Here is a 21,849-nt window from a genome sequence, read left to right as displayed (position 1 = left end):
TTTTTATTGACATTTTAATTAAATATGATATACTGTAAAAAATTGATTATTAAGGGGTGAAAGACTATGTCTGAAAATAAAAAGCGTGAAACATTAGAAGAATTTAAAAACAGAGTTTACGGTTTTGAAAGCAACAGCATATATCTCAATGATTTCGGTTCTTTCAATACAGCAGGAGGGCTAAGCAAAAAAGTCGATGAAAACGGAAAAATGAAAAAATTTATAGGAAACACAACTGTTTTTCTTCTGAATGATAATAATGGTTTTAAAGACAGGGTGATTTATTTTCAGCAGGTTCTTTACACCATGTGTCATAGGATGCTGTCAGAAAAGCTTAGAGAAAATACTCTGCACATGACGCTCCACGACCTTATGAACGGTTTGCCTGAGGAAGTGTCACAGGAGGATATGAAGAAGCTGGGTGACAAAATCCAAAATATTTTATCTGACCTAAGAAAAAAGCCTTTTAAAATAAACTTGCAGTCAACATGGGCTTTTAATATGGTAAATACCAGCATTGTTCTGGGGCTTGAACCCTGCACCCAAAGGGACTGGGACATTTTGACAGATATTTATAGAAAAGTTGATGAGGTGTACAGTCTTAGCTATCCCTTTACACCTCATGTCACCTTGGCTTATTTTAAACCGGGCAGCTATAGCGGCAGTGAAGTAGAAAAGCTTCGCTATACCATTGAATGTTTGTCAGAGGAAAAGCTGTCTGTTACATTTGCAGAAAAAGACCTTGTTTATCAGATTTTTGAAGATATGAACAGCTATTATTAGTTAAAGAGGTAATTTATGATAGAAGTAAAAGGAAAATATAATACAGCAAAAGTTTTTACAGATAATTTGGAAATCTCTGCGGAAGGTCAGCTTAAAGCTGTATGTGATATGGAGATTTTCAGCCATAGCAAAATAAGAATTATGCCGGACGTACATGCGGGAAAAGGCTGTACCATAGGCACAACCATGACAATAGAAAATTTTGTTGTTCCAAATATGGTTGGTGTAGATATCGGATGCGGAATGCTGACTGTTAAGCTTAAAGAAAAGAGAATAGAGCTTCCTAAGCTTGACAGTCTTATAAAAAAAGAAATACCCAGCGGAAAAAGTGTCAGAGCAACTCCCCACAGCGGACATGAGCTTGTTGATATAACAGAGCTTAAATGCCTTGAAAAAATAGGGGACAAAAGGGCAAGAGAAAGCATAGGAACTCTGGGAGGTGGCAACCATTTTATTGAAGTTGATAAAGAGGGCGATGACCTTTATCTCGTTATCCACACAGGAAGCCGCAATTTAGGCCTTAGAGTTGCTGAATTCTATCAGGAAAAGGCATTCGAGGCCCTTGGGGGAAGAAATCAAAGTGATATTCCCTATGAGCTTGCTTATCTTTCAGGCTGGGATATGGAAAATTATCTCCATGATATGGAAATAATGCAGAGATATGCTCAGGTTAACAGAAGAATAATAAAAGAGATTATTTTAAAGGGAATGAAGCTTCACGAGGAGGGAAGCTTTTCAACTGTTCACAACTATATAGATATTGAAAATATGGTTTTGCGAAAGGGAGCGGTTTCCTCACAAAGGGGAGAGAAGCTTTTAATTCCAATGAATATGCGTGACGGAAGCCTTATCTGTACGGGACTGGGAAACAGCGATTGGAACTGTTCAGCTCCACACGGTGCAGGCAGAATTATGAGCCGCAAGGAAGTAGCGGACAATTTTACACTTTCCCAGTTTAAGAAATCCATGGACGGAATTTTTACCTCCTGTATTTCAAGGGAAACTTTGGACGAAGCACCTTTTGTATATAAACCTATGGATGAAATTCTTAAAAACATAGGTGATACGGTGACAGTTGATAAAATAATAAAGCCGATATATAATTTTAAAGCCAGCGAATAATAAAAGAACACCGCCTTAGTTTTGAAACCGAGGCGGTGTTTTTGTTAGATTATTTTTAATACAACGCTGAATTTGAATACCATTTTTTCCTTATCGAAATTGTAATCAATATTTCCGTCGTATTCCTTTGCAATTCGCTGAATACTTTTAATTCCAAAACCGTGAAAAGCTTTGTTTTCTTTGGTTGTGATAAGCTTTCCGTTTTTGATTTTCGGTTCACAGGAGCTGGAGTTTTCCATATTTATCACAATGAAATTTGTGTTAATAGGTTTTATTGTGAACTCAATATTTTTCTTATCCGATTTTTCTGCGGCAGTTACGGCGTTGTCAAGCATATTGTCAAGGACAGCCGTAAGATTGTTGTCGCTTATAAATGAAAAATCTATATTCCTTATGTCACAGTAAAAGGAGATTTGTTTTTCGTCGCATAGGGCGGCGTATCTGTTGATTATTGCGTTTACAAGCTTGTTGTCGCTGTATTTCTTTATTCTCTTTATCTGATATGATTGATAGAGATTGTCTATATAGTTGTTTATAGCTGTGAAATCCTTTTCTGCGGAAAGCTCCTTAATAGACAAAAGATGACGTTTTATATCATGAATGAGAATATTTGAGTTTTCGTACTGCTCTTGAAGAATAGCATAGTATTCGGTGTCGATTTCTGATTTTTGTTTTTGCAGCTGTAAATCCATATTTTCTTTTTGGGTTTTTATAGTCTGCTCGTGAATCCAGAATACTACGATATTTGAGTACAAAAGCAACACAGCGGATATACTGAAGAGCCTGTACACATTATCCTCAGCAGGATATTTTTCAGTTACGTATACTATTCCAAGAAGCAAAATAATTGAAGCTAAAGGAAGCAAAAACAGCAGATAGGCTTTGGAAACCCTAAAGGATTTCCCGTCTTCTTTTGAGGAAAGCTTCAATATTATAAATGAAACAAAGAAGTAAAAAAGCTTTGTACATATGCTTTGAAGCAGTAAAACCGTGCTGTTTGTGGTATGCGCCGTCACATCAATACCGAAAACAAGCCGGAATACATATAGAATACACAGCTCGGTTACAAGCATTATGGAAGCCAAAAGAATTGAGTTAAGAGCGCTCTGCAATGCGTCGGCATCAAAGCAGATAAAACAAAATAAAAAGTTACACAGCAGAAAGGCTGAAAGGTTAAGGTTTGGAATACCTATGTAGCTTACTGCATATTGTATTAAAAAAGAAAGACTGTAAACAATAAAGCACTTTTTATATGAAAGCTTCCTTTCAAATTTGCGGTCAAAATAAATGAAAGAAATTAAGGTTTCAAAAAGATAGGCAAAAAAGTAGCAGGCAGTTGTCATTTAATCCCCCCTGCAAATGCGAAGAATTTATTTTTAAAATCAGTGTATTTTCGCTGAGAAACACACTGGATTTCCACTAAATCACTGCCGCATTGAAAAGTGGCGGAGTGTTTATTGAAATTTACCACGTTCTGTAGATTTACAAGAAAGCTCTTATGGGAGAAAACAAAGCAGTTGGGCTGATTTATTATTTCGTCCCACTCGATTGGCTTTTTGTTTGTGTCGAATTTCCGTTGCTTTGTGACCACAACAGAGCCGTGTTTTTGATTTTCTATGTACAAAATATCCTTTGTTTTAACGGTGTAAACGCTGTCGCTGTTTTGTATTATGATTTGTTTGCTGATTTCTTTGTTGGCTTCTATTGCCTCAAGAAAATTTCGGTTAAATCTTTCAATATCTATAGGCTTTGAAAGATAACGAAAAACCTGAATTTTCATAGCGCTGTCGAGATAATTAGAAAATGAAGTGAGAACTATAATAAGAACATCCGGATTTGCAGATTTTAGTTTTTCAGAAACCTCAAGGCCGCTTATTCCCGGCATTTCGATATCAACAATGGCAATGTCGTAATAGGAATTTTCGCCCGTGACAAATTCACCGCTGTTCCTGACAGTTATTTCAAATTTACAGCGGTATTTATTTTTTATTTCATTTATTAGTGTTTGAACTTTATTGGTAATATTTACATCATCGTCGCAAATCAAAACTTTCAGCATAGAATCACTCCTGATGTATATTATACAATAAAAAACACATATTGTCATCACGGATTTTTTGATTATATATTTTACAAAAATATGGAACGAAATATATTTGATATCGTTTTTGCCGGATTTAATATCGTTTTTACCAATAATAACAAAAGTAAAGGAATTTGTGTTAAAATAAACCTAACAGTTAAGGCTCTTTGTTTAGAGCTTAGAGATTATTTAATTTTTACAGAAAAGAGGAATACATATGAATAATGTTAAAAACAGAATAGCAAAATTGTTTGTTGGATTTATGACACTTACTTTGTTCTTTTTGGCAAACTCAACCAGCTGCTACTATATTCACCAGCCGGAAGAGCCAGAAGAGATAAATGACTTCAAATGGATAAAGTGATAGACAGTTTTTCCGAAAGGATAATAAACTATTTTGTAAGCCGTGATCTGATAAAAGATAATAAAAAACGACTGTATCAGTACAGCATGACAAATATTGTTCAGTCATCCATATGCATCATAGGCACTTTGCTTATCGGACTTTGCATGGGAATGTTTTTTGAAAACCTGATTTTTTTCTTGGTTTTTAAGATACTGCGAAAATATTCCGGCGGACTTCATGCGGGCAAGTATATTTATTGTCTGTTGTTTTCGCTGTCGGCAAATGTTGTGTTTATGTTGATAATAAAATATCTTCAGAGCTTTGATTCAGTTGTAATAGTTCTGGCTTTTGAATTGCTTTCTCTTTTGTCGGCGGCACTTTTTGCACCGTTGGAGAACAAAAATAAAAGGATTAACGGAAAAGAAGCAATGATATATAAAATTATGGCTATTGCAATTTCTTTTTCACTTATTGTAGTATCATATATTCTTGTGTATTACAGCAATCCTTTTTCTGTACCTATAGGCATGGCAATGCTGTTTAACGGAATTTTGCTTGTTGTAGGAAAGCTCTCAATGTATGCGAAGAGTAAAAAGTTTCAATAATTGGTTTAAGCTGTGCTTTGTAAAACCTTTGCGTGTTTCCCAAAAAATTAACATTGATAATCTCTTATTACGCTTAAATATAGCGATAGTATGTCTTATTCATCACACGGTAGACCTTGGAAGAACTTCTTCTAAGGTCTATTGGCTTTTTAAGGGTTAATTTAACTTTGTAAAAGAAAAAAGTATTGCTTAAAATAAAATTAAATAAAAGAAAATTGAAAATCTTAATAATTTCTTAATAAAAATATATTTCATTGACACGATAATTTATATATGTTAGTATAATATAAAGCATAAAAATGCAATTGTTCAAATAAGAAAATACGGCGATTTTGAGGAGTAAGTAATGTATTTGTGGGTAGTTACAGCGGCAGTTTTATTACCACCTTTAATTATGGGGATATTTGCGGTTTTGCAAAAAATTAAAAGGAACAAGGACATTGATATGAAAGATGAGGATTTTATCGTTGAGATATCTGATTCTATAATATCTTCGTTACCGTAAAGATACGGTCTTTCTTTTTGAGTCCGTAGAGCATACCAAGATACTCCTGCATTTCTTCACAGAGAAAATGCGGCATTTTAATGGTGCGGTTGCTTTTCTTTGTTTTCGGCGTGGTAATTACATCTTCCCCGTGCAGACGCTGATAGGACTTGTTGATCGTAACCGTTTCCTTGTCAAAGTCGAAGTCCGCAGGCGTAAGCGCCAGCAGCTCGCCCTCACGGATACCGCACCAGTAGAGCATTTCAAAGGCGTAAAAGGAAACGGGCTTGTCCATCATCTCAAAGGAAAACTTCTTATATTCCTCTTTCGTCCAGAACAGCATTTCCCTGTGTTCCTCGCTGCCCATATTTCCCACCTTTGCGGCGGGATTGGAGCGCAGCTCATAATAGCGCACAGCATGGTTGAATATGGCTGAAAGCTGGTTGTGCAGTGTTTTCAGATAGGTCTGTGAGTACGGCTTTTTCTTCTCGTCACGATAGGCAAGCATTTCATTCTGCCAAGTGATGATCTCCTTTGTGGAAATCTCGCTGATTTTCAGCTTACCGAAAAAGGGCAGTATTTTCGTGCGGATAATATGCTCCTTCGTCAGCCATGTGTTTTCCTTCAGGCGGTTTTTCACATCTCTGATATACAGCTCCGTGAAAGCCTCAAAGCTCATATCAAGATCAGAGGAGTTCTGTAGCTGGAACATCCGCTCCCATTCCTGCGCTTCTTTCTTTGTGGTAAAGCCACGCTTGCATTTCTGCTTGTGCTCGCCTTTCCAGTTCACATACCTTGCCATCACATACCAAGTGCCGTTGTCCTTATTCTTGTAAACGGGCATTAATCATCTCTCCTTTCTGCTCCGTAAATTCTTTCACTAAAATACTGTCGGCTGACACGCCCTGCAACCGTAATAAATCCCTTTGCACTCAGTTCATCGTTGAGCTGTCGGATAATCTTGTAGGCGTAAGCCTTTGATACATCAAGTTCCTCTGCAACTTCATCTGCCCGCATAAAAGTTTTATCTGTCATAAAATCACCTCCTTTAAAAATAGTTCTCCTTATTTCGTGTCGGAATACTTTCTGACCGCTTTCCGATTTGCCCGGGCGGGTACGCCATTGCCGTGAAGTACGACGGTTATTCAATTTTTATCAACTTAACGCTATTCGTTTAAGTCTGTATTGTTATTATACTAAGCAAATTCAGTAAAGTCAAGCGGTTTTAGAAAAAATATTAAATTTATTTGCTTTTGTTGCATTGACATACACTAATCGTATCTGTATAATGTATATTGTCAATAGATCGTTAGGAGGAAGCGCAATGGCAATTGGTGAAAGAATCCGTTTCTTTAGAAATTTAAGAGGTATGACTCAAAAATGGCTCGGTCAGGCTGTGGGCTTTCCGCAAAAAACTGCCGACATTCGTATGGCACAGTATGAATCAGGATCAAGAACACCGAAAGAAGATTTGGTAAAATCTCTTGCAGGAGTACTTGAGGTTTCGCCTTTGGCGCTCAGAATTCCCGATATTGACAGTGATCTTGGCTTTATACATACTCTTTTTGCCGTTGAGGATTTGCACGGCGTAAGAGTGGAAAAGAACGAAAACGAAGTACATATCGTCTTTGATGGAAATAAGCCGAATGTTGACCACTCTGTTTTCCAAATGCTTACTGCTTGGGCAGAACAAGCTGAGAAATACAGAAGCGGCGAGATTTCTAAAGAACAATACGATGAGTGGCGCTATACTTATCCCAAAAAAGATACAACACAGACTTGGGCGAAAGTACCGTCGCAGGAACTCAGCGATGCCCTTGTAGAAGCCTTTAAGGACAAACTGAAATAACCCCGCAAACGACAAAAACCCCGTACTGACTTTATTCCGTCAGTACGGGGTTTAATGTTAATATGGTGTTTTTTGTGAGCCACAAGATATTACTCTTTACCCACAAACCACTTGATACATCCGATAAAGGTGTTCAAGTGCAATCTTATCAAAATCTTATCAACGAGGGTTTTGAAATCCTGCAAACCCGCATTATTACTGGGTTTTCAGACTTTTTCAATTTATTCCCACTCGCTCCTGAAAACCACCACTTAAACAATTTTGTATTGGTGATTTAGCACGAGTTATTTTAGTTATCTGAAATATCCATAAAATATGGACTCTCCAAATTTCTGTTGTCATTTTGTTGTCACAATTATGCAAAAACTAAATATTAATTTATTCTTTTCTCCAACGCTTTATAACTTCTTTGAATGCAATATTGATCCAATCTTTATTCCACTCATCATAGACATTAACATTGCTAGAACTTGGTGCAGGATTTGGCATACTCATTTTTACAACAGCAGGGAGAGGAACAGCATCTCCGACTACCAAGCATTCACCAGCCGCTAAAGTAGGAAGAGTATCAACCAACGAAGAATTATTATCAGGTAGCAAATTCTTAATACAGTTTTGGTCGTTCACATTAGTTAATTTCAAAACGATAAAGTTATTGCATTGCGAGAAAATAGTTTCTGATACTTCAGAAGGTCTTTGACTTACAACCATTAAATTCAAGCCATATTTTCTACCTTCTTTAGCAATTCTCTCAATAGAATGCTTAGATGCATTATATTCTGCACCACCATTTTTAGGTATATAGTTATGAGCTTCTTCGCATACAAGCATAAAAGGAATATCATTAACTAAACCCAATGTGTGACGAAGTTTTGAATAGTGGAAAGCAAAGTCAAAAATAACTCTCGAGAGCAAACTAATAACAATACTGAGGACTTCAAAAGGTATAGCACTCAAGTCGATAATGGTAACATTACTTTTATCTATGTATCCCAAGAATTGTTGAAGAATAACATCAAAATCTTCTGTTTTAAATTCTTCGCCACTTTCTTTTTTAGGTGCAGTTATAAATTTGAGTCGCTTGTCAGACAGTTTTGTTTCTAAACGAGTTACAAATCTCTCAAATTCTCCGTTATAAGGACCATTTGATGCCTTTGAATCTTTGGCGGTGCTTGTCGCTGCAAAGGTTACAATTTCGTTCAAGTATGCATTATCAGCATCATTTATTATCGTTCCATCACTACGTTTAGGAAGATGTGGCAATGTTTCATTTTTATTTATAACCTCGTTGTTTTTGTTCTTTATATAACGGTACACTTCCGATATATCAAAATACACTGGCGTATCATAGTTGATATGCTCCATAGTGGGATTGTGCTTTTCTTTACTGAGAATTACAGCTTTCTTGAATTGCGATATTTGATTGTGAGAATTCATTTCATTGCTCTCTATAAATAGAGCTTCTAACTCTTGAGAATTCATCAACCAATACGGCAAACAAAGCTTTTCAACATCAAGACAATTTACACTAAAGTTTTCTTCAGCTGCAAGCTTAAAAGCCGATTGATATTCGGAGTGAATATCAAAAATAATAACGTGAGAATTTTTTAATGAATCGGCATTTTCATTGTGACCATCATTGATCTTCATTATATTTTGCAAGAGACGAGCAACGGCGCAAGACTTACCAGAACCCGTAGATCCTACAACAGCTATATGCTTTCCAAAAAACTTGTTTCCGTCCACAAAATAGTTTACTGCATCATTATTAGAAAGACTTCCTATTTTGAATGAAAAGTTATCATTGCTACTAAAAATCGCATTAATGACTTCGTCATCTGGCAAATACACTGGTTCTGTAGGCGAAGGAAGATTGACACCGCCTTGCCTAAAAGAAATTCCATCTTCGGTTTCTGAATAGCATCCTATTGGTGTGCAAGAAACCGTATAGTTAATTGTATCTGCGTCTTTAGATTGGACAGCGCACACATTTTGAATTGACACGAGTATGTATAAATCGTTACCGTCCTCAATTGATAAATATTTTGAAACTTTAATCTTTGATTTGTTTTGATCAAAGACCTCTATACTATTTAGCAACACCTGTATTGTGCCAGGAGTACTATTTATAACTTTTCCTATTTCAATCATTACTTATGACACCTCCAAGTTTCTTTCTAAATTAACCAAATACCTTAATACATTTAATTCTTCAATTTCAATTCGCTCTGTGTAATAATTTGAACTACTTAATTCAGCTGAGATATCCCCGATAATATACAATTGATTTACATTACAGGATTCGAAAATGGTAGTAGTTATATTTTCCAAAGAGGCTATTTTGCATACAAATTCCGAAGAACAATCCGTGTTGTTTACAAAACTGTCAGGCATAAATACATTTCCAACTAATCCGCTATTAACTGTCTTTTGGTACTTATGTAATCCCAATATTACTTTTTGAATTATATCGGAACCATTTTCAAAAATAAATATTGGAGGACGCTGTAATGTTTTCTTTTTATAGTATTTAGCAATATATTCCTGAATGAAAGGAATTATTTGGTCCTCGTTTGCCGTGTGAAAGCGTTCAGAAAAAACAAACGCACGGATTGCTGTGTTCAATGAAAAAGAAGACGACAAATGCCTTTTTTTTGCTTGCAAAATTTTCTTTTTATCTAGTCCAGCTAACATCCATTTTGTTATTAAAACAGACTCTTTTGATTTCAGTTCTTCAATAAAGCTTTGCTTATTAACGGTTCGATCGCCAATTTCTGATTTAGAAGAAAGATTCGCAACTATTGAAAATGCATTAGGGTAATACAAATCTTCGGCAGTTCTGCGGTCAGTTAGCTCGCATAAATTTTGAATAACCTTTTCTTTTAAGCCTTCAAATTCTTCTGCTTGTACATATTTAAAGCAATTCCAAAACTTGCTTAAATCTAAGCAAAACCTCAAAGAAGTTCTATTCGATTTATAGTAATCTAAAATTTTCGCCTTATCTTCTTTGCTTTTCTTAGGCCTATTAGCAAGATTAAGTATTGAAGCATCGGGGATGGTGTAAATTTTGTGAAAATACGAGAGTTGTAGTTCCTTGCTGGTAGTTGTAGAAATATGTTTTTCAAAAGCAACTGTATCAATTTGATCAACATTTTCTGCATAGTGTGCAAACAAAATATATTCCGTACTTTTTCCTAATGCAACACACTCATTATAGTGACATACCATTTCCAAAATAGGAGCAGCTACACTGGACATAGTAAATTTAGCATCCTCGTGGTATTTACACTGAATTGTAGAAGTTGCATTTGGCAATTGTATATCAATATCTTCAATAACTCCTTCAAGTGTTATAGAAGCTTCATCATCAGCTCTTAAAATTTCAAGAATCGATTTATTAAACTGATACAAATAACCTTTTATAGTGCTATTGGCTTGTCTCATATTATCACCCTCTCTTTTTCACCCACTCATATTTTTGTCAACTATTTGATAAAGATTTAAATAATAACATTTTTAATATGAATTATTCATTTTAAACACTGAGTTATGCTCGAAGCATTTCTGCTATGCGCTCTTTTGAATTGATTGCTTCAATAAACTCTGTTATTGTAAGGGTTAATATGTCAATACCATATTGATATTTGGAATAACCTGCCATATATTTCGTATCAGCGTGTATAGATGGCGCAACCAATATTGAAAACAAAGTAATATTAGGCTGTTTTTCAATTGCTTCCTGTAAATGTCTTGTTATTGCTGGCATTTCGTTTGTAGCTTGATTGCGTGCACACATAAGTGTAACCTCCACAAGGGAATTGCAATCGGTATCATAACATTCGATATCTGCAACCCCGCCAGAAGCGGTAAAAGTTGGTAGTCCTTCATCATCTACGTGGTAATTTGGCCTAACGTCTAAATTTATAAAATGCTGTTTAAGCGCAACGCTTGTTAAAAACTCTAATCTTGTAGGCTTATCTATAATTCTAAGAATAGCATTTTTGCTTTCACCGTTTCTCGAAAGAATATTAAGCTCGTTAGCAATATCTTCTTTTGTATACTCTATTGCCCACTGATTTAAGGTAGAAATTCTTGCATCTGAAACTATAGTATCATCAACAACTTGTGTTAATGACACTACATTAGTATCAATAGCTCCAATATACTCAAAGAAATCTTTTTTAGAGGTAAAGTTACTATAATCAACATAATTAGCCAATACATATTCAATTTTAGACATTTCAAACGAGTTAAAGTCTATAAATCGACCATTACCTCTTAAAGATACTATACCTGTAATACGCATTTTCCTGATAAATTCATCTACAGCTTCACCTGTAATTTGGTTAAGTTTGAATCTGTTGCGTTGATTATCGGTAGCACCAAGAAGGCCTAAACATATCTCATAAACAACCTCGTCACCATAAGTAAATCTATATCGTCTGCGTAATTCTTTTATTTTCCTATATAAAGCTATTGCATCACGATTAGGCCAACATATAATCAATGAAAGTTCACTACGAAAAATACCTGCATCGTTCTCTTCGGGATCGTCTTTTAAAAGCTTTATAACCTGGAGAAGTAAAACAAGCGGAGAGTTGTCGTTTGCATTTTTTCTAAATGGATTATTGGTTTGATACTTCATCAAAGAATTCAGAAAAACATTTTTAATTTTTTCATCATTGATTGGATTTTCATTATGAGCATCAAGCAACATATGCCCAGCAATAGATATTTCTATCGGTTCACCCATTTTATAATACACAAAACCAAACTCCATTGAAAGCTTGTACCAAGTGTCAAATCTCGAGGGCCATCCTTTATCAAATCCAGCTTCTTTGTGATTTTGAGGACTATTTTGCATAATTTCGTCAACCTCATTATCACTAAAGTCACGCTCTTCGTTTAAAATCATTTTTAATCTTGGATTTTTTGAAATATACACTGGTCTATACAATTTGCGTTTAATTAATAATTTAGCAACAGCAAATATAATCTCATTAGTAAGTCTTTGCCCTTCATAAGGCGAAATACATTTGAGGAAATCGGCAATACGAGCAGGATTTCGCATAGTAGTAGAAAAAGATAATGGTTTGTATTCTGCAGCACGCTCTCTTGGCATAAACAAATCTCCTTAGTAGTTTTTCACAAGGACTTCATAAGTATCCTTTTCGGTATTGTCATTAAAACTAATGTAGTTACTTTTGATTCTAACAATATTATATTTTTGTGCCCATTCATTGAAAGTTCCATTATATCTTTTTCTATGCCATAACACGTTAGAAACAGCAAAGCGAATTTTTCTTGAGTTAAGTTCATCAAGATAATCTATCAAACGCATTTCACTATCTTCATTCCAAAGCTTATTGTATTCGCTAAAAGTGATTAAATATGGTGGGTCCAAATACACCATATCATTCGGTGTTGGCTGAACCTTTTCAATGAAGTCTTGAAAGTCCATATTAAATAATTCAATATTTTTGTCACTCACATAATCAAAATATGAATTAAGTGCGTTTACAACATTTTTGTTAAAATCAACATTGCCAACAGGCAAATTAAAATCTCCTTTTGAATTAAATCTAAGCATTCGGTTGAATCCATATATAAGCAGCATATACAAAAGCATCATATCATCTTTATTGTCATTGAAATCACTTCTCATTTTGTAATATGCTTCTTTGTTGTATTTTGCAAAATATGTTTTTACAAATTCCTTACGATATTCTTTTGGAACATCTTTGCCAAGAAAAGTTGCCGAAAGCTTATACTTATCAATATCAAACTTTAGTTCATCCCAAAACGCATCTTGATTATTACTAAATGAAATTAAGAATTCGTGCAACTTAATCATATAAGTATCAATATCATTTAATAAGTATTTTTTTGCATTAGTGTTAAGAAATACACTTCCGCCACCGCAAAAAGGTTCGATAAATCTATCAATATCTTTCGGAAAATTATCTTTTAATTGTGGAACTAATTTAAATTTATCTCCAACATAAAAGAAAGGAGAACGTCTGCAAACACTTGCATCAGTCATTTTGTCCACCTACTTTCGTTATAAAAACTAATTCTTTGTGGTTTGGTAATTCCGTTTTGCCAGCATTAAAATACTGATGATCTTTTTCAAATATTGAAACACTCCCTCTACTTTCTAAAATACTTCGGATATCATCGAGCGTAATTTTATTTTTTGACGAGCTACTTTTCGAATTATATGTATTATTATACGAGACAACAATATATTTACAGTTCAAAGAATTTATCAATTCTTCAAAAGTTTTTGTTGCAGAATTTCTGCAATATTCGCTCATATTCTCAGCTTTGGGTTTACGTGCGGTTCCAAACAACTCGGGTTTTTCCCATTTAGTGATATTTTCAAGAATATGATAAAATCTACTGTACTGTCTTGAATTGTAAGGTGGATCAATATAAACAATATCACAACTAATTTTTTTTGCTAATTCATTAGCGTCCAATCTAGAAATGTGTACTTTTTTATTTTCAAAATTATATGGTGTTATTAAATCAAAAACAAATGCATCGCTAATCATCTTTCCTTTAATGTATGCATCGTAATGGCCAACAGTATTAGCTGCCCTATCTAAAGAATACAGCAGTGAAGCAAGCAATATATTTTTTTCTTTTTCATTTAAGTCATTATTATTTTCTATTTGCTCTCTAATAAAACCTATACAGAGTGCATCATTATAAGAAAAAAATTTGTTTCCAAAATTTATTGATACATAGTTTTCGGGAATTTCTGTTGGCTGTATTTTTGAAAATTCTTTTTTTAAATCATTTAGTTTTTTGTAATCAAAATTAGATTGTTCAAAAAACGCTTTATATATTACTTCGTTTGAATATAGAAAATCATTTATATAAATTTCGTCTACATTATCTATCATTTGTTTACTTATTATTGCAGTACCTGCAAATAAATCACAAAATGAATTTCCTTCACAATTTTTAGCTATTAAATCTGAAATCCATTCCGATAATTTATATTTGCTTCCAGTATATCTTCTGTTCCAAATCTGATATGGCATACCATTGTTTCCTTTCTAGTTTTCTGCTTTTAACAACAATTTATATAAATCAGTTGTCATCAGAAGTTAATTCCATAATATCTTCTATTCGGCAGTCAAGGGCAGTGCAAATTCTTACCAATACGTCAACAGTAACATTTTCATTTTTACCAAGTTTTGCAATAAGAGAATTGCTTATACCAGCTGCTTCTCCGAGTTCTTTCTTTTTCATATTTTTATCTATCAGAAGTTTCCATAGTTTATTATAACTAACAGCCATACTGCACCTCATAAACATAATTAAATAGGATTTTAAGCTAATTTAGTATATCATATTTTTTTAAGCAATGCAATAACTAATTACACGAAAATGGAATTTAATACAGATAACGTCACTTATTTACTCGAAAGCAAAACCAAAAAAATACCGAGTATAACTTACTTTAAAAGTTACACTCGGCGTGATTTTTAAGCGTAGATTAAATCTGAAATTACAACTTCAGTTGCACGATTATGGATATTATTCATCTTCTGCACCCACAGCATTTGATTTTCAGCTTTGAGCTTTTCCGTTACATTTTCTTGTTCAGCAAGTTGTTTTACCAGCCGGGAAAACATTTTCTCTGCCTGCTCATCAACATCGGCAAGGTAACTGTTCAGCTTGCAGGAAGTCAGCAGGCTGGTGTAAAAAGCTCTTTTATGCTCCTTAATATACCTCAAATGCCTTTGTCCCCAAATGCCTACTGGCTTCTGTTCTTCTTCGGGCAGTGAGAGGCAGGGGAGATAATAATCTCCCTGCAGCTCGTACCATAATCCGTTCTTTTCGTCATAAATTTTCTTTTCCATCGTGTAGTCCTACCTTTCATCTTTATAATTTCTAAAGCGTGAGCCACGCTGTTTAGACTGTGTGATTTCCTTTGCCTGTTTCAGCATATCATCAATTTGTTTACTGCCGAAAACCATGCGGAGCAGCTTATAATCTTGCAACTCCGCCTTTTGTTTAGCGTTGATATTTTCCAAGTTCTTTGCCTTTTCCGACAGTCTGTTGTTATCGTGATACAGACTGTGATTCGCCTGCCGCCATTGTTCCAAAGTGTTCTTCATTTCAAAATATTTGATAATTACACCCTGTACCAGTTCTCTCAATGTGTTGATTACAGGCTGTGCAATTTTCGTTTTGTATGTCTTTGCGCTCATTAAAGCAGGAGGATCAGGGAGTTGATACTGCGGATCTTCATCAAAGTTTTTTACTACATTATCAAGAGACTTTTCGCAGTCAAGCATATTGTTTATCCGAGATTTTACAAGCTCCAATTTATCTTCTTGCTTGCTGATTTCATCGCCTAACTGAGCCACTTCTTTCTCTCGTTCCTGCTTTTTGTAGTCAAGAACAGAGAGGTGTTTCTCGTGAGTTCCTTTGTGTTCCCATTCAATTCCGTGACGCTCCATCACAGCTGAAAGCTGTTCTTTTTCGGATTGTATCCATTGATTCCACTCTGTATTTTCACGAGTACCACCCTTGAAACCTTGTGCGGCTAATGCTTGTTTGAGCGAAACTCTTGTATCAAGTCCTCGCTTACTGCCGGTAATAAACGGGACAAAATCAATGTGTAAATGCGGTGTGGCTTCGTCCATATGAAGATGAACTGAGAACACTTTTAACTGCGGATTTCTCTCCTGAAACCCTTTATAATACTCGTCCAATACCTGTTTAGCGAGCAGTCCGTTTTCACTTTCTGCGCTCATATCTTCTTTGTTGCCTATCTGCAAAATGATTTCGTGAAACGGCTTTTCCTGCTTGGAATTGCAGATTTTTTCATAGTAATTCTTTATTTTTCTATCCGCTCTTGTCTGCTTGTCATTGTATCTCTTAAGTGCTTCACCGAACAATTGATGATACACTTTCTTGATGTTCTCATTGCAGTAATCTATATTAAGATGGGTTCGGCTCGGATCTACATTTTCAGCTTTGAATTTACGGCTGTTGTGATTTACAGAGCCTTTCCCGACCATTGCGCTTATTGTTCTTTTCATAAGTTACACCTCCAATCTCTTAAAGATAGTTCTTCCTCGGTTCTGTTACTCTTGTCAAGAGTAACGCAAAAGCACTTTTGACAGGCAAGCCTATCAAAAATGCGACCTGCAAGCAGGTTTTGCGCTCTCCGAGGGGCAAAGAACACCTTTGAAAAGGTGCTCTCTGCACTCTCCACCAAACTTTATTACTTCTCGAAAAAGGAAGATTGCAAGGTTGCAGATGTGCCTGCCTTTGCAATGTTGCAACCTTGAATAGCTTCACTCTGTCTTTTCGGGAAGCTGCCAGTACCACTGACTGCCCTCTTTAACAGATTGGACATTCAGTGCCTTCTTTGCTTCGTCCAGCACACGCTTTGAAATACCTATTGCCTGTGCTTTCTTCACCAATTCTTTCTGCGGGTATTTGCCCTTTGAAAGATATTCGAGTATTAAGTTTTCAGCCTGCTCTGATTTCTTTTCCTTCGGAATACCGCTTAGCAAATCATCAACTGAAATATCGTAATGACCGAGCCAGCTGAATCCGTTTTCCTTGTCCAGCTCAAAGGCAATCGCTTCACCTTCGGGTGCAAGGGAGGACTTGTCCTGCACCATCACTCGCACCTGCGGATTGTCTTTGATTCTCCCGACAATCAAAACGCTTCTTGCCGAAGCCTGAAAGTCAATCGAACCAAGTCCACGATAAGAAGATTTGTTCCCGCTTCCTTTATTCATATGACCGACAAGCAAAATAGCACAGTCATATTTTTCTGCGATTCGTCCGAGCTGTGCCATCACATTACGAACTTCATTTGCGTTGTTCATATTGATATTGGTGCCAACATACGCCTGAATTGGATCAAGGATTACCACACTTGCACCGACTTCTATGATTGCTTTTTCAATGCGTTCATCCAGCATACTGAGTGCAGCTTCCGATTCATCTATGACTTTGATTTGCGTACAGTCTGCCTCAGCCGCCTCTAATCTCGGTTTGATGGTATCTTCCAGTCCGTCCTCAGCTGTTTGATAAATAATCTTGACAGGCTCACGCTCGGTATCGTCATAGGGCAGCGCCTCTCCTTTTGAGAGAAGTGCTGCCAGTCTTAACGCCAAAGTTGTTTTACCCTCACCGGGATCGCCTTGAATGATTGTGATTTTTCCGTATGGGATATACGGATACCAGAGCCAGTTTACTTCCTTGCTCTGTACTTCATCCATACTGATAATTTTAAGTTCTGCCATTCATACCACCGCCTTTCAAAAGAAAAACATTGATATTTCTGACATTATTGTGTATACTGTAAGTGTTACATTTAGATGATGACTGCCTTTCATCTGCGCCAACAGATGATGTTCGGGCGGTCATTTCTTTTTTATCATTCATTTGCATTTTCTCCTTTCAAGCCGATCAGTGTTACCGACACAAGCTCGACGATGTCAAGCAGTTCGTCCGACACTTCATCGGCTTTGTTAATTCGTTTTAACTCCGACAGAATTTCTGCCATTTCATTTTTCAGTGCTTTGTGAACTCTCGGGTTGCCCTGCACAACTACATCATGGTTCATACATTTGCGGTAGCAGTATTCCTGTTTCGGCAGTCCTGAAAGAGCAACAGCTTTATTCAGCGCCTCGTTTTCTTCGGGTGAAACTCTGAACCCCACCGTAATACTTCTGAACCTATTTTTCTTGTCTACATTTTTTGCTGACATATTACATCGCTTCCTTTCTGAAATTATTAAGTTTGTCCGCCATATCGTCCTGTGTCGACGGGAAAAGGTGAGCATAGTTATAGGTTATATCTATACTTTCGTGACCTACTCTGTCGGCGATTGCAACTGCTGAATATCCCATATCAATTAAGAGCGATATATGACTGTGTCTCAAATCGTGTATGCGAATACGCTTAACGCCTGCTTCTTGCGATCCTCTGTCCATCTCGTGGTGCAGATAGCTTTTTGTGATTTCAAAAATCCTATCGTTTTTTCCTATTCCGTAAAGCTGATTCAGATATTCCTGCATTTCTTCTGCAAGAAACTGCGGCATTTTGATTGTTCGATTGCTCTTTGGTGTTTTCGGATCAGTAATTACATCCCGCTTGCCAATGCGCTGATATGATTTATTTACCCTGACCGTACCCTTTTCAAAATCCAAATCCGCCGGTGTCAAAGCAAGTAATTCACCTTCACGCAGTCCGCACCAGTAAAGCATTTCAAATGCGTAAAACGATATTGGCTTGTCCATAACGGCAAATGAGAATTTAGCATACTCATCCTGCGTCCAAAATAGCATTTCTCTTCCTTTGGCTTTACCCATATTTCCAACCTTTTGAGCCGGGTTGCATTTCAATCCGTAAAACCTGACTGCGTGGTTAAAAATAGCGGATAGCTGATTATGAAGTGTTTTAAGATATACAGGTGAATACGGTTTTCCTTGCTTATCGATTGCTTTAATCATCTCATTTTGCCAAGCAATGATATCTTTAGGCTGAATGTCGCTGATTTTTCGCTGACCGAAATAGGGAAGAATTTTAGTTCGCATAATATGCTCTTTGGTATGCCAAGTGTTTTCTTTGATACGGTTCTTCATATCAGCCGTATAAATATCAATAAAGCTCTCAAATGACATATCCAAATCGGTTTCCACTTTATTCAGCTGTTCTCTTTCCCACGCAAGAGCCTCTCTTTTTGTCTGAAAACCTCGTTTTGTAGTTTGGTGGACTTTGCCCTGCCAATCGGTGTATCGGTAATACACCTTCCAAGTATTTGTTTTTTCATCTTTATAAACAGACATTACTTAATCCCTCTCTTTCTGTTTTGCTCCGTAGCAAACTCTTTCCATAAAATACTGTTTGTTTAGTCGACCTGAAATTGTGATGAAACCTTTTTCTTTCAGCTCATTATTTAATCTCTGTACAATTTTGTAAGCGTAAGATTTGGAAATACCTAATTCGTTGGCAACCTCCTCCACGCTCATAAAAGTATTTTCTGTCATAAAATCACCCCTTTCAGCAGTTTTTGATATAATAATTCTTTATTTCGTGTCGGAATACTTTCTGACCGCCTTCCGATTTGCCCGGGCGGGTACGCCATTACCGTGGTGTACGACGGTTATTCAATTTTATACACACTTAACGCTATTAGTTTAAGTTTGTATCATTATTATACTAAGCAAATTCCGTAAAGTCAAGTGGTTTTTGAGAAAATATTAAACTTTTTTGTTTTTGTATTCTTGACATACACTAAGCGTATCTGTATAATATATATTATCAACAGACCGTTAGGAGGAAGTACAATGGCAATCGGTGAAAGAATCCGTTTCTTTAGAAATTTAAGGGGTATGACTCAAAAGTATCTTGGTATTCAGGTGGGTTTTCCTGAAAAAACAGCGGATATTCGTATGGCGCAGTATGAAAGCGGTTCAAGAACGCCGAAAGCTGATTTAACAAACAATCTTGCAGAAGTGTTTGGTATATCATCTCAGGCTCTTACTGTTCCCGATATTGACAGCGACCTCGGACTTATGCACACATTGTTTACGCTCGAAGACCTTTACGGTATGAGAGCGGAGAGTGTAAACGGTGAAATACATTTATGCTTTGATGAAAACAAGCCGACAGCAAGCAAGTCTGTATTCCAAATGCTCGCCGCTTGGGCAGAACAAGCCGAAAAATACAGAAACGGCGAAATCACCAAAGAGCAGTATGACGAATGGCGTTATACATATCCCAAACTCGATACAACACAGACTTGGGCGAAAGTACCGTCACAGGAACTCAGCGATGCAATGGTAGAAGCGTTCAAAGATAAACTTAATAATATGTAATTGGGCAAAACAAAAAGAGCTAACAGACACAGAAATCTGTTAGCTCTTTATTTATGAATAATTTTCAGATGTTGTCAAAATGTTGTCACGAGGACATTTCGCCTTTCAAAAACCTAGTATTTATGCGGGTTTGTGGCGTTTTGACTACTATTCCCACTCAATAGTTGCAGGTGGCTTAGTTGTTATATCGTAGACTACTCGGTTAATTCCTTTTACTTCGTTTACGATTCTTACTGAGATTGTTTCTAAAACGTCGTATGGGATACGGGCAAAATCGGCTGTCATGAAGTCTGTGGTTGTAACTCCTCTAAGTGCCAATGTATAATCATAGGTTCTTTCATCGCCCATTACGCCGACGCTTCTCATTGAGGTGAGAACTGCAAAGTACTGGTTGATACTGCGGTCGAGTCCTGCATTTGCGATTTCATCACGGAAGATTTTATCTGCGTCCTGAAGAATAGCAATTTTTTCTTCTGTAATTTCTCCTATAATTCTTACAGAAAGTCCAGGGCCTGGGAACGGCTGGCGCCATACAAGATAATCTGCAAGTCCAAGTTCCAGTCCGAGCTGTCTTACTTCGTCTTTAAAGAGAAGTCTAAGTGGCTCGATGATTTCCTTAAAGTCAACATGGTCGGGGAGACCGCCTACGTTATGGTGACTCTTAATTGTTGCGGCGTCGCCTGCTCCGGATTCGATAACGTCCGGATAAATTGTACCCTGTGCGAGAAAATCAACCTTACCGATTTTCTTTGCTTCAGCTTCAAAGGTTTTGATAAACTCTTCGCCGATAATTTTTCTCTTTGTTTCAGGGTCAGTTACGCCTTTAAGTTTACCTAAGAACTGGTCTTTGGCGTTAACTCTTACAAAGTTTATATCCATATTTGAGAAAGCGGCTTCAACTTCGTCGCCTTCATTTTTTCTCATCATTCCATGGTCAACGAAAATACATGTGAGGTTGTTTCCAACAGCTTTTGCCAAAAGAATAGCAAGTACAGAGGAATCAACACCGCCGGAGAGGGCCAAAAGGACTTTGCCGTCGCCTACTGTATTTTTTACATTTTCAATGGCTGTTTTAGCATAGCTTTCCATTGTCCAGTCGCCGGAACACTCACAAACCTCATAGAGAAAGTTTCTAAGCATCTTGGTTCCGTTTTCGCTGTGGTTTACTTCAGGGTGATACTGCATACCGTAAAGTTTTCTTTCCTTACATTCCATAGCGGCAGTAGGGCAAGCGTCAGTATGAGCTGTTACTCTGAAGCCTTCCGGAAGTTCCTTTACATAGTCTGTGTGACTCATCCAGGAAATACCTTCTGAAGGAAGTCCCTTGAAAAGAAGACAATCTGTATCATAGTAGGTGGATGTCTTTCCGTATTCCTTAGTGTCAGGAGTTGTAACTACACCGCCCAGCACATGAGCCATAAGCTGATGACCGTAACAAATTCCAAGTACCGGAATTCCCAGCTCAAAAATTTCACGGCTAACCTTAGGAGCGTTTTCTTCATAAACGCTGTTTGGACCGCCGGTAAAGATGATACCTTTCGGCGCTTTGTTTTTTATTTCCTCAATGGTTATTTTGTTGTACGGATGTACTTCACAATAAACATTGCATTCTCTTACTCTTCTTGCGATAAGCTGGTTGTACTGACCGCCAAAGTCGAGAATAATAACTGTTTCATTTTTCATAAAAAACCTCCCTGTTGTAATAACACTG

Annotated in this window: 23 protein-coding genes and 1 pseudogene; 6 read left to right on the top strand and 18 right to left on the bottom strand. The window is 36.6% G+C overall.

Annotation, left to right across the window (positions count from 1 at the left end; all coding sequences use genetic code 11):
- The first annotated feature begins 66 nt into the window (after nt 1–66).
- Both CGICJO_RS11535 and CGICJO_RS11530 read left to right on the top strand, forming a co-directional pair.
- Nucleotides 67–783, top strand: a complete 717-nt coding sequence (locus CGICJO_RS11535; protein ID WP_486499007.1) for a 2'-5' RNA ligase family protein — start codon at nt 67–69, stop codon at nt 781–783.
- Between the two features lie 15 nt (nt 784–798).
- A complete protein-coding gene (locus CGICJO_RS11530; protein WP_486499006.1) occupies nt 799–1,905 on the top strand; it encodes an RtcB family protein in 1,107 nt (368 codons plus the stop codon).
- Nucleotides 1,906–1,949: 44 nt separating this feature from the next.
- Here CGICJO_RS11530 and CGICJO_RS11525 read toward each other — a convergent pair whose 3' ends face one another.
- Nucleotides 1,950–3,248, bottom strand: a complete 1,299-nt coding sequence (locus CGICJO_RS11525; protein ID WP_486499005.1) for a sensor histidine kinase — start codon at nt 3,246–3,248, stop codon at nt 1,950–1,952.
- The gene (locus CGICJO_RS11520; protein ID WP_486499004.1) at nt 3,245–3,964 is read right to left on the bottom strand and encodes a LytR/AlgR family response regulator transcription factor; all 720 of its coding nucleotides are present in this window, start codon (nt 3,962–3,964) and stop codon (nt 3,245–3,247) included. The genes CGICJO_RS11525 and CGICJO_RS11520 overlap by 4 nt, the downstream gene beginning before the upstream one ends.
- 241 nt (nt 3,965–4,205) lie before the next feature.
- On the opposite strand from CGICJO_RS11520, the gene CGICJO_RS11515 reads away from it, so the two are divergent.
- Nucleotides 4,206–4,352 carry a cyclic lactone autoinducer peptide gene (locus tag CGICJO_RS11515; protein WP_087376170.1) on the top strand — a complete coding sequence of 49 codons (147 nt, stop codon included), beginning with the start codon at nt 4,206–4,208 and terminating at the stop codon, nt 4,350–4,352.
- Nucleotides 4,340–4,939 (top strand): accessory gene regulator ArgB-like protein, encoded by a 600-nt coding sequence (locus CGICJO_RS11510; RefSeq protein WP_486499003.1) that lies wholly within the window; start codon nt 4,340–4,342, stop codon nt 4,937–4,939. Before CGICJO_RS11515 ends, CGICJO_RS11510 begins: the two co-directional genes overlap by 13 nt.
- Nucleotides 4,940–5,430: 491 nt before the next feature.
- Here CGICJO_RS11510 and CGICJO_RS11505 read toward each other — a convergent pair.
- Both CGICJO_RS11505 and CGICJO_RS11500 read right to left on the bottom strand, forming a co-directional pair.
- A pseudogene (locus CGICJO_RS11505) lies at nt 5,431–6,267 on the bottom strand (tyrosine-type recombinase/integrase); the annotation flags it as partial.
- A complete protein-coding gene (locus tag CGICJO_RS11500) occupies nt 6,267–6,458 on the bottom strand; it encodes a helix-turn-helix domain-containing protein (protein ID WP_216567192.1) in 192 nt (63 codons plus the stop codon). The pseudogene CGICJO_RS11505 and the gene CGICJO_RS11500, both read right to left, overlap by 1 nt.
- A gap of 289 nt (nt 6,459–6,747) precedes the next feature.
- Here CGICJO_RS11500 and CGICJO_RS11495 point away from each other — a divergent pair, with 289 nt between their 5' ends.
- On the top strand, nt 6,748–7,272 hold the full coding sequence (locus CGICJO_RS11495; RefSeq protein ID WP_486499002.1) for a helix-turn-helix domain-containing protein: 525 nt from the start codon (nt 6,748–6,750) through the stop codon (nt 7,270–7,272).
- Nucleotides 7,273–7,650: 378 nt separating this feature from the next.
- Here the strand turns inward: CGICJO_RS11495 and CGICJO_RS11490 are convergent, their stop codons facing one another.
- The 13 genes from CGICJO_RS11490 to CGICJO_RS11430 form a co-directional block, all read right to left on the bottom strand.
- Nucleotides 7,651–9,423, bottom strand: a complete 1,773-nt coding sequence (locus CGICJO_RS11490; protein ID WP_486499001.1) for an ATP-binding protein — start codon at nt 9,421–9,423, stop codon at nt 7,651–7,653.
- A gap of 3 nt (nt 9,424–9,426) precedes the next feature.
- Complete coding sequence (locus CGICJO_RS11485; RefSeq protein WP_486499000.1) at nt 9,427–10,716, bottom strand: hypothetical protein; 1,290 nt, start codon at nt 10,714–10,716, stop codon at nt 9,427–9,429.
- Between the two features lie 103 nt (nt 10,717–10,819).
- Nucleotides 10,820–12,394, bottom strand: a complete 1,575-nt coding sequence (locus CGICJO_RS11480; RefSeq protein ID WP_486498999.1) for an AlwI family type II restriction endonuclease — start codon at nt 12,392–12,394, stop codon at nt 10,820–10,822.
- A gap of 12 nt (nt 12,395–12,406) precedes the next feature.
- Nucleotides 12,407–13,315, bottom strand: coding sequence for a DNA adenine methylase (locus tag CGICJO_RS11475; protein ID WP_087380185.1), 909 nt, complete (start codon nt 13,313–13,315; stop codon nt 12,407–12,409).
- Nucleotides 13,308–14,324 (bottom strand): DNA adenine methylase, encoded by a 1,017-nt coding sequence (locus CGICJO_RS11470; protein ID WP_486498998.1) that lies wholly within the window; start codon nt 14,322–14,324, stop codon nt 13,308–13,310. The genes CGICJO_RS11475 and CGICJO_RS11470 overlap by 8 nt, the downstream gene beginning before the upstream one ends.
- Nucleotides 14,325–14,373: 49 nt before the next feature.
- A complete protein-coding gene (locus tag CGICJO_RS11465; RefSeq protein WP_087380190.1) occupies nt 14,374–14,583 on the bottom strand; it encodes a helix-turn-helix domain-containing protein in 210 nt (69 codons plus the stop codon).
- 188 nt (nt 14,584–14,771) lie between these two features.
- Nucleotides 14,772–15,149, bottom strand: coding sequence for a TnpV protein (locus tag CGICJO_RS11460; RefSeq protein WP_486498997.1), 378 nt, complete (start codon nt 15,147–15,149; stop codon nt 14,772–14,774).
- A 9-nt stretch (nt 15,150–15,158) separates the two neighbouring features.
- Nucleotides 15,159–16,337 carry a plasmid recombination protein gene (locus CGICJO_RS11455; RefSeq protein WP_486498996.1) on the bottom strand — a complete coding sequence of 393 codons (1,179 nt, stop codon included), beginning with the start codon at nt 16,335–16,337 and terminating at the stop codon, nt 15,159–15,161.
- Between the two features lie 258 nt (nt 16,338–16,595).
- On the bottom strand, nt 16,596–17,558 hold the full coding sequence (locus CGICJO_RS11450) for an AAA family ATPase (protein ID WP_486498995.1): 963 nt from the start codon (nt 17,556–17,558) through the stop codon (nt 16,596–16,598).
- Nucleotides 17,545–17,700 carry a hypothetical protein gene (locus CGICJO_RS11445; RefSeq protein WP_486498994.1) on the bottom strand — a complete coding sequence of 52 codons (156 nt, stop codon included), beginning with the start codon at nt 17,698–17,700 and terminating at the stop codon, nt 17,545–17,547. Before CGICJO_RS11445 ends, CGICJO_RS11450 begins: the two co-directional genes overlap by 14 nt.
- Complete coding sequence (locus CGICJO_RS11440) at nt 17,693–18,025, bottom strand: plasmid mobilization protein (RefSeq protein WP_486498993.1); 333 nt, start codon at nt 18,023–18,025, stop codon at nt 17,693–17,695. Before CGICJO_RS11440 ends, CGICJO_RS11445 begins: the two co-directional genes overlap by 8 nt.
- 1 nt (nt 18,026) lies before the next feature.
- On the bottom strand, nt 18,027–19,106 hold the full coding sequence (locus CGICJO_RS11435; RefSeq protein ID WP_486498992.1) for a site-specific integrase: 1,080 nt from the start codon (nt 19,104–19,106) through the stop codon (nt 18,027–18,029).
- 3 nt (nt 19,107–19,109) lie between these two features.
- On the bottom strand, nt 19,110–19,307 hold the full coding sequence (locus CGICJO_RS11430; RefSeq protein ID WP_486498991.1) for a helix-turn-helix domain-containing protein: 198 nt from the start codon (nt 19,305–19,307) through the stop codon (nt 19,110–19,112).
- 300 nt (nt 19,308–19,607) lie between these two features.
- On the opposite strand from CGICJO_RS11430, the gene CGICJO_RS11425 reads away from it, so the two are divergent.
- On the top strand, nt 19,608–20,138 hold the full coding sequence (locus tag CGICJO_RS11425) for a helix-turn-helix domain-containing protein (RefSeq protein WP_486498990.1): 531 nt from the start codon (nt 19,608–19,610) through the stop codon (nt 20,136–20,138).
- A 147-nt stretch (nt 20,139–20,285) separates the two neighbouring features.
- Here the strand turns inward: CGICJO_RS11425 and guaA are convergent, their stop codons facing one another.
- The gene (guaA, locus tag CGICJO_RS11420; protein ID WP_486498989.1) at nt 20,286–21,821 is read right to left on the bottom strand and encodes a glutamine-hydrolyzing GMP synthase; all 1,536 of its coding nucleotides are present in this window, start codon (nt 21,819–21,821) and stop codon (nt 20,286–20,288) included.
- Nucleotides 21,822–21,849: the final 28 nt, after the last annotated feature.

This window comes from Candidatus Limousia pullorum (genome assembly GCF_057405065.1).
The sequence above is the reverse complement of the archived record's forward strand: the minus strand, read 5'-3'. Positions and strand labels throughout refer to the sequence as shown.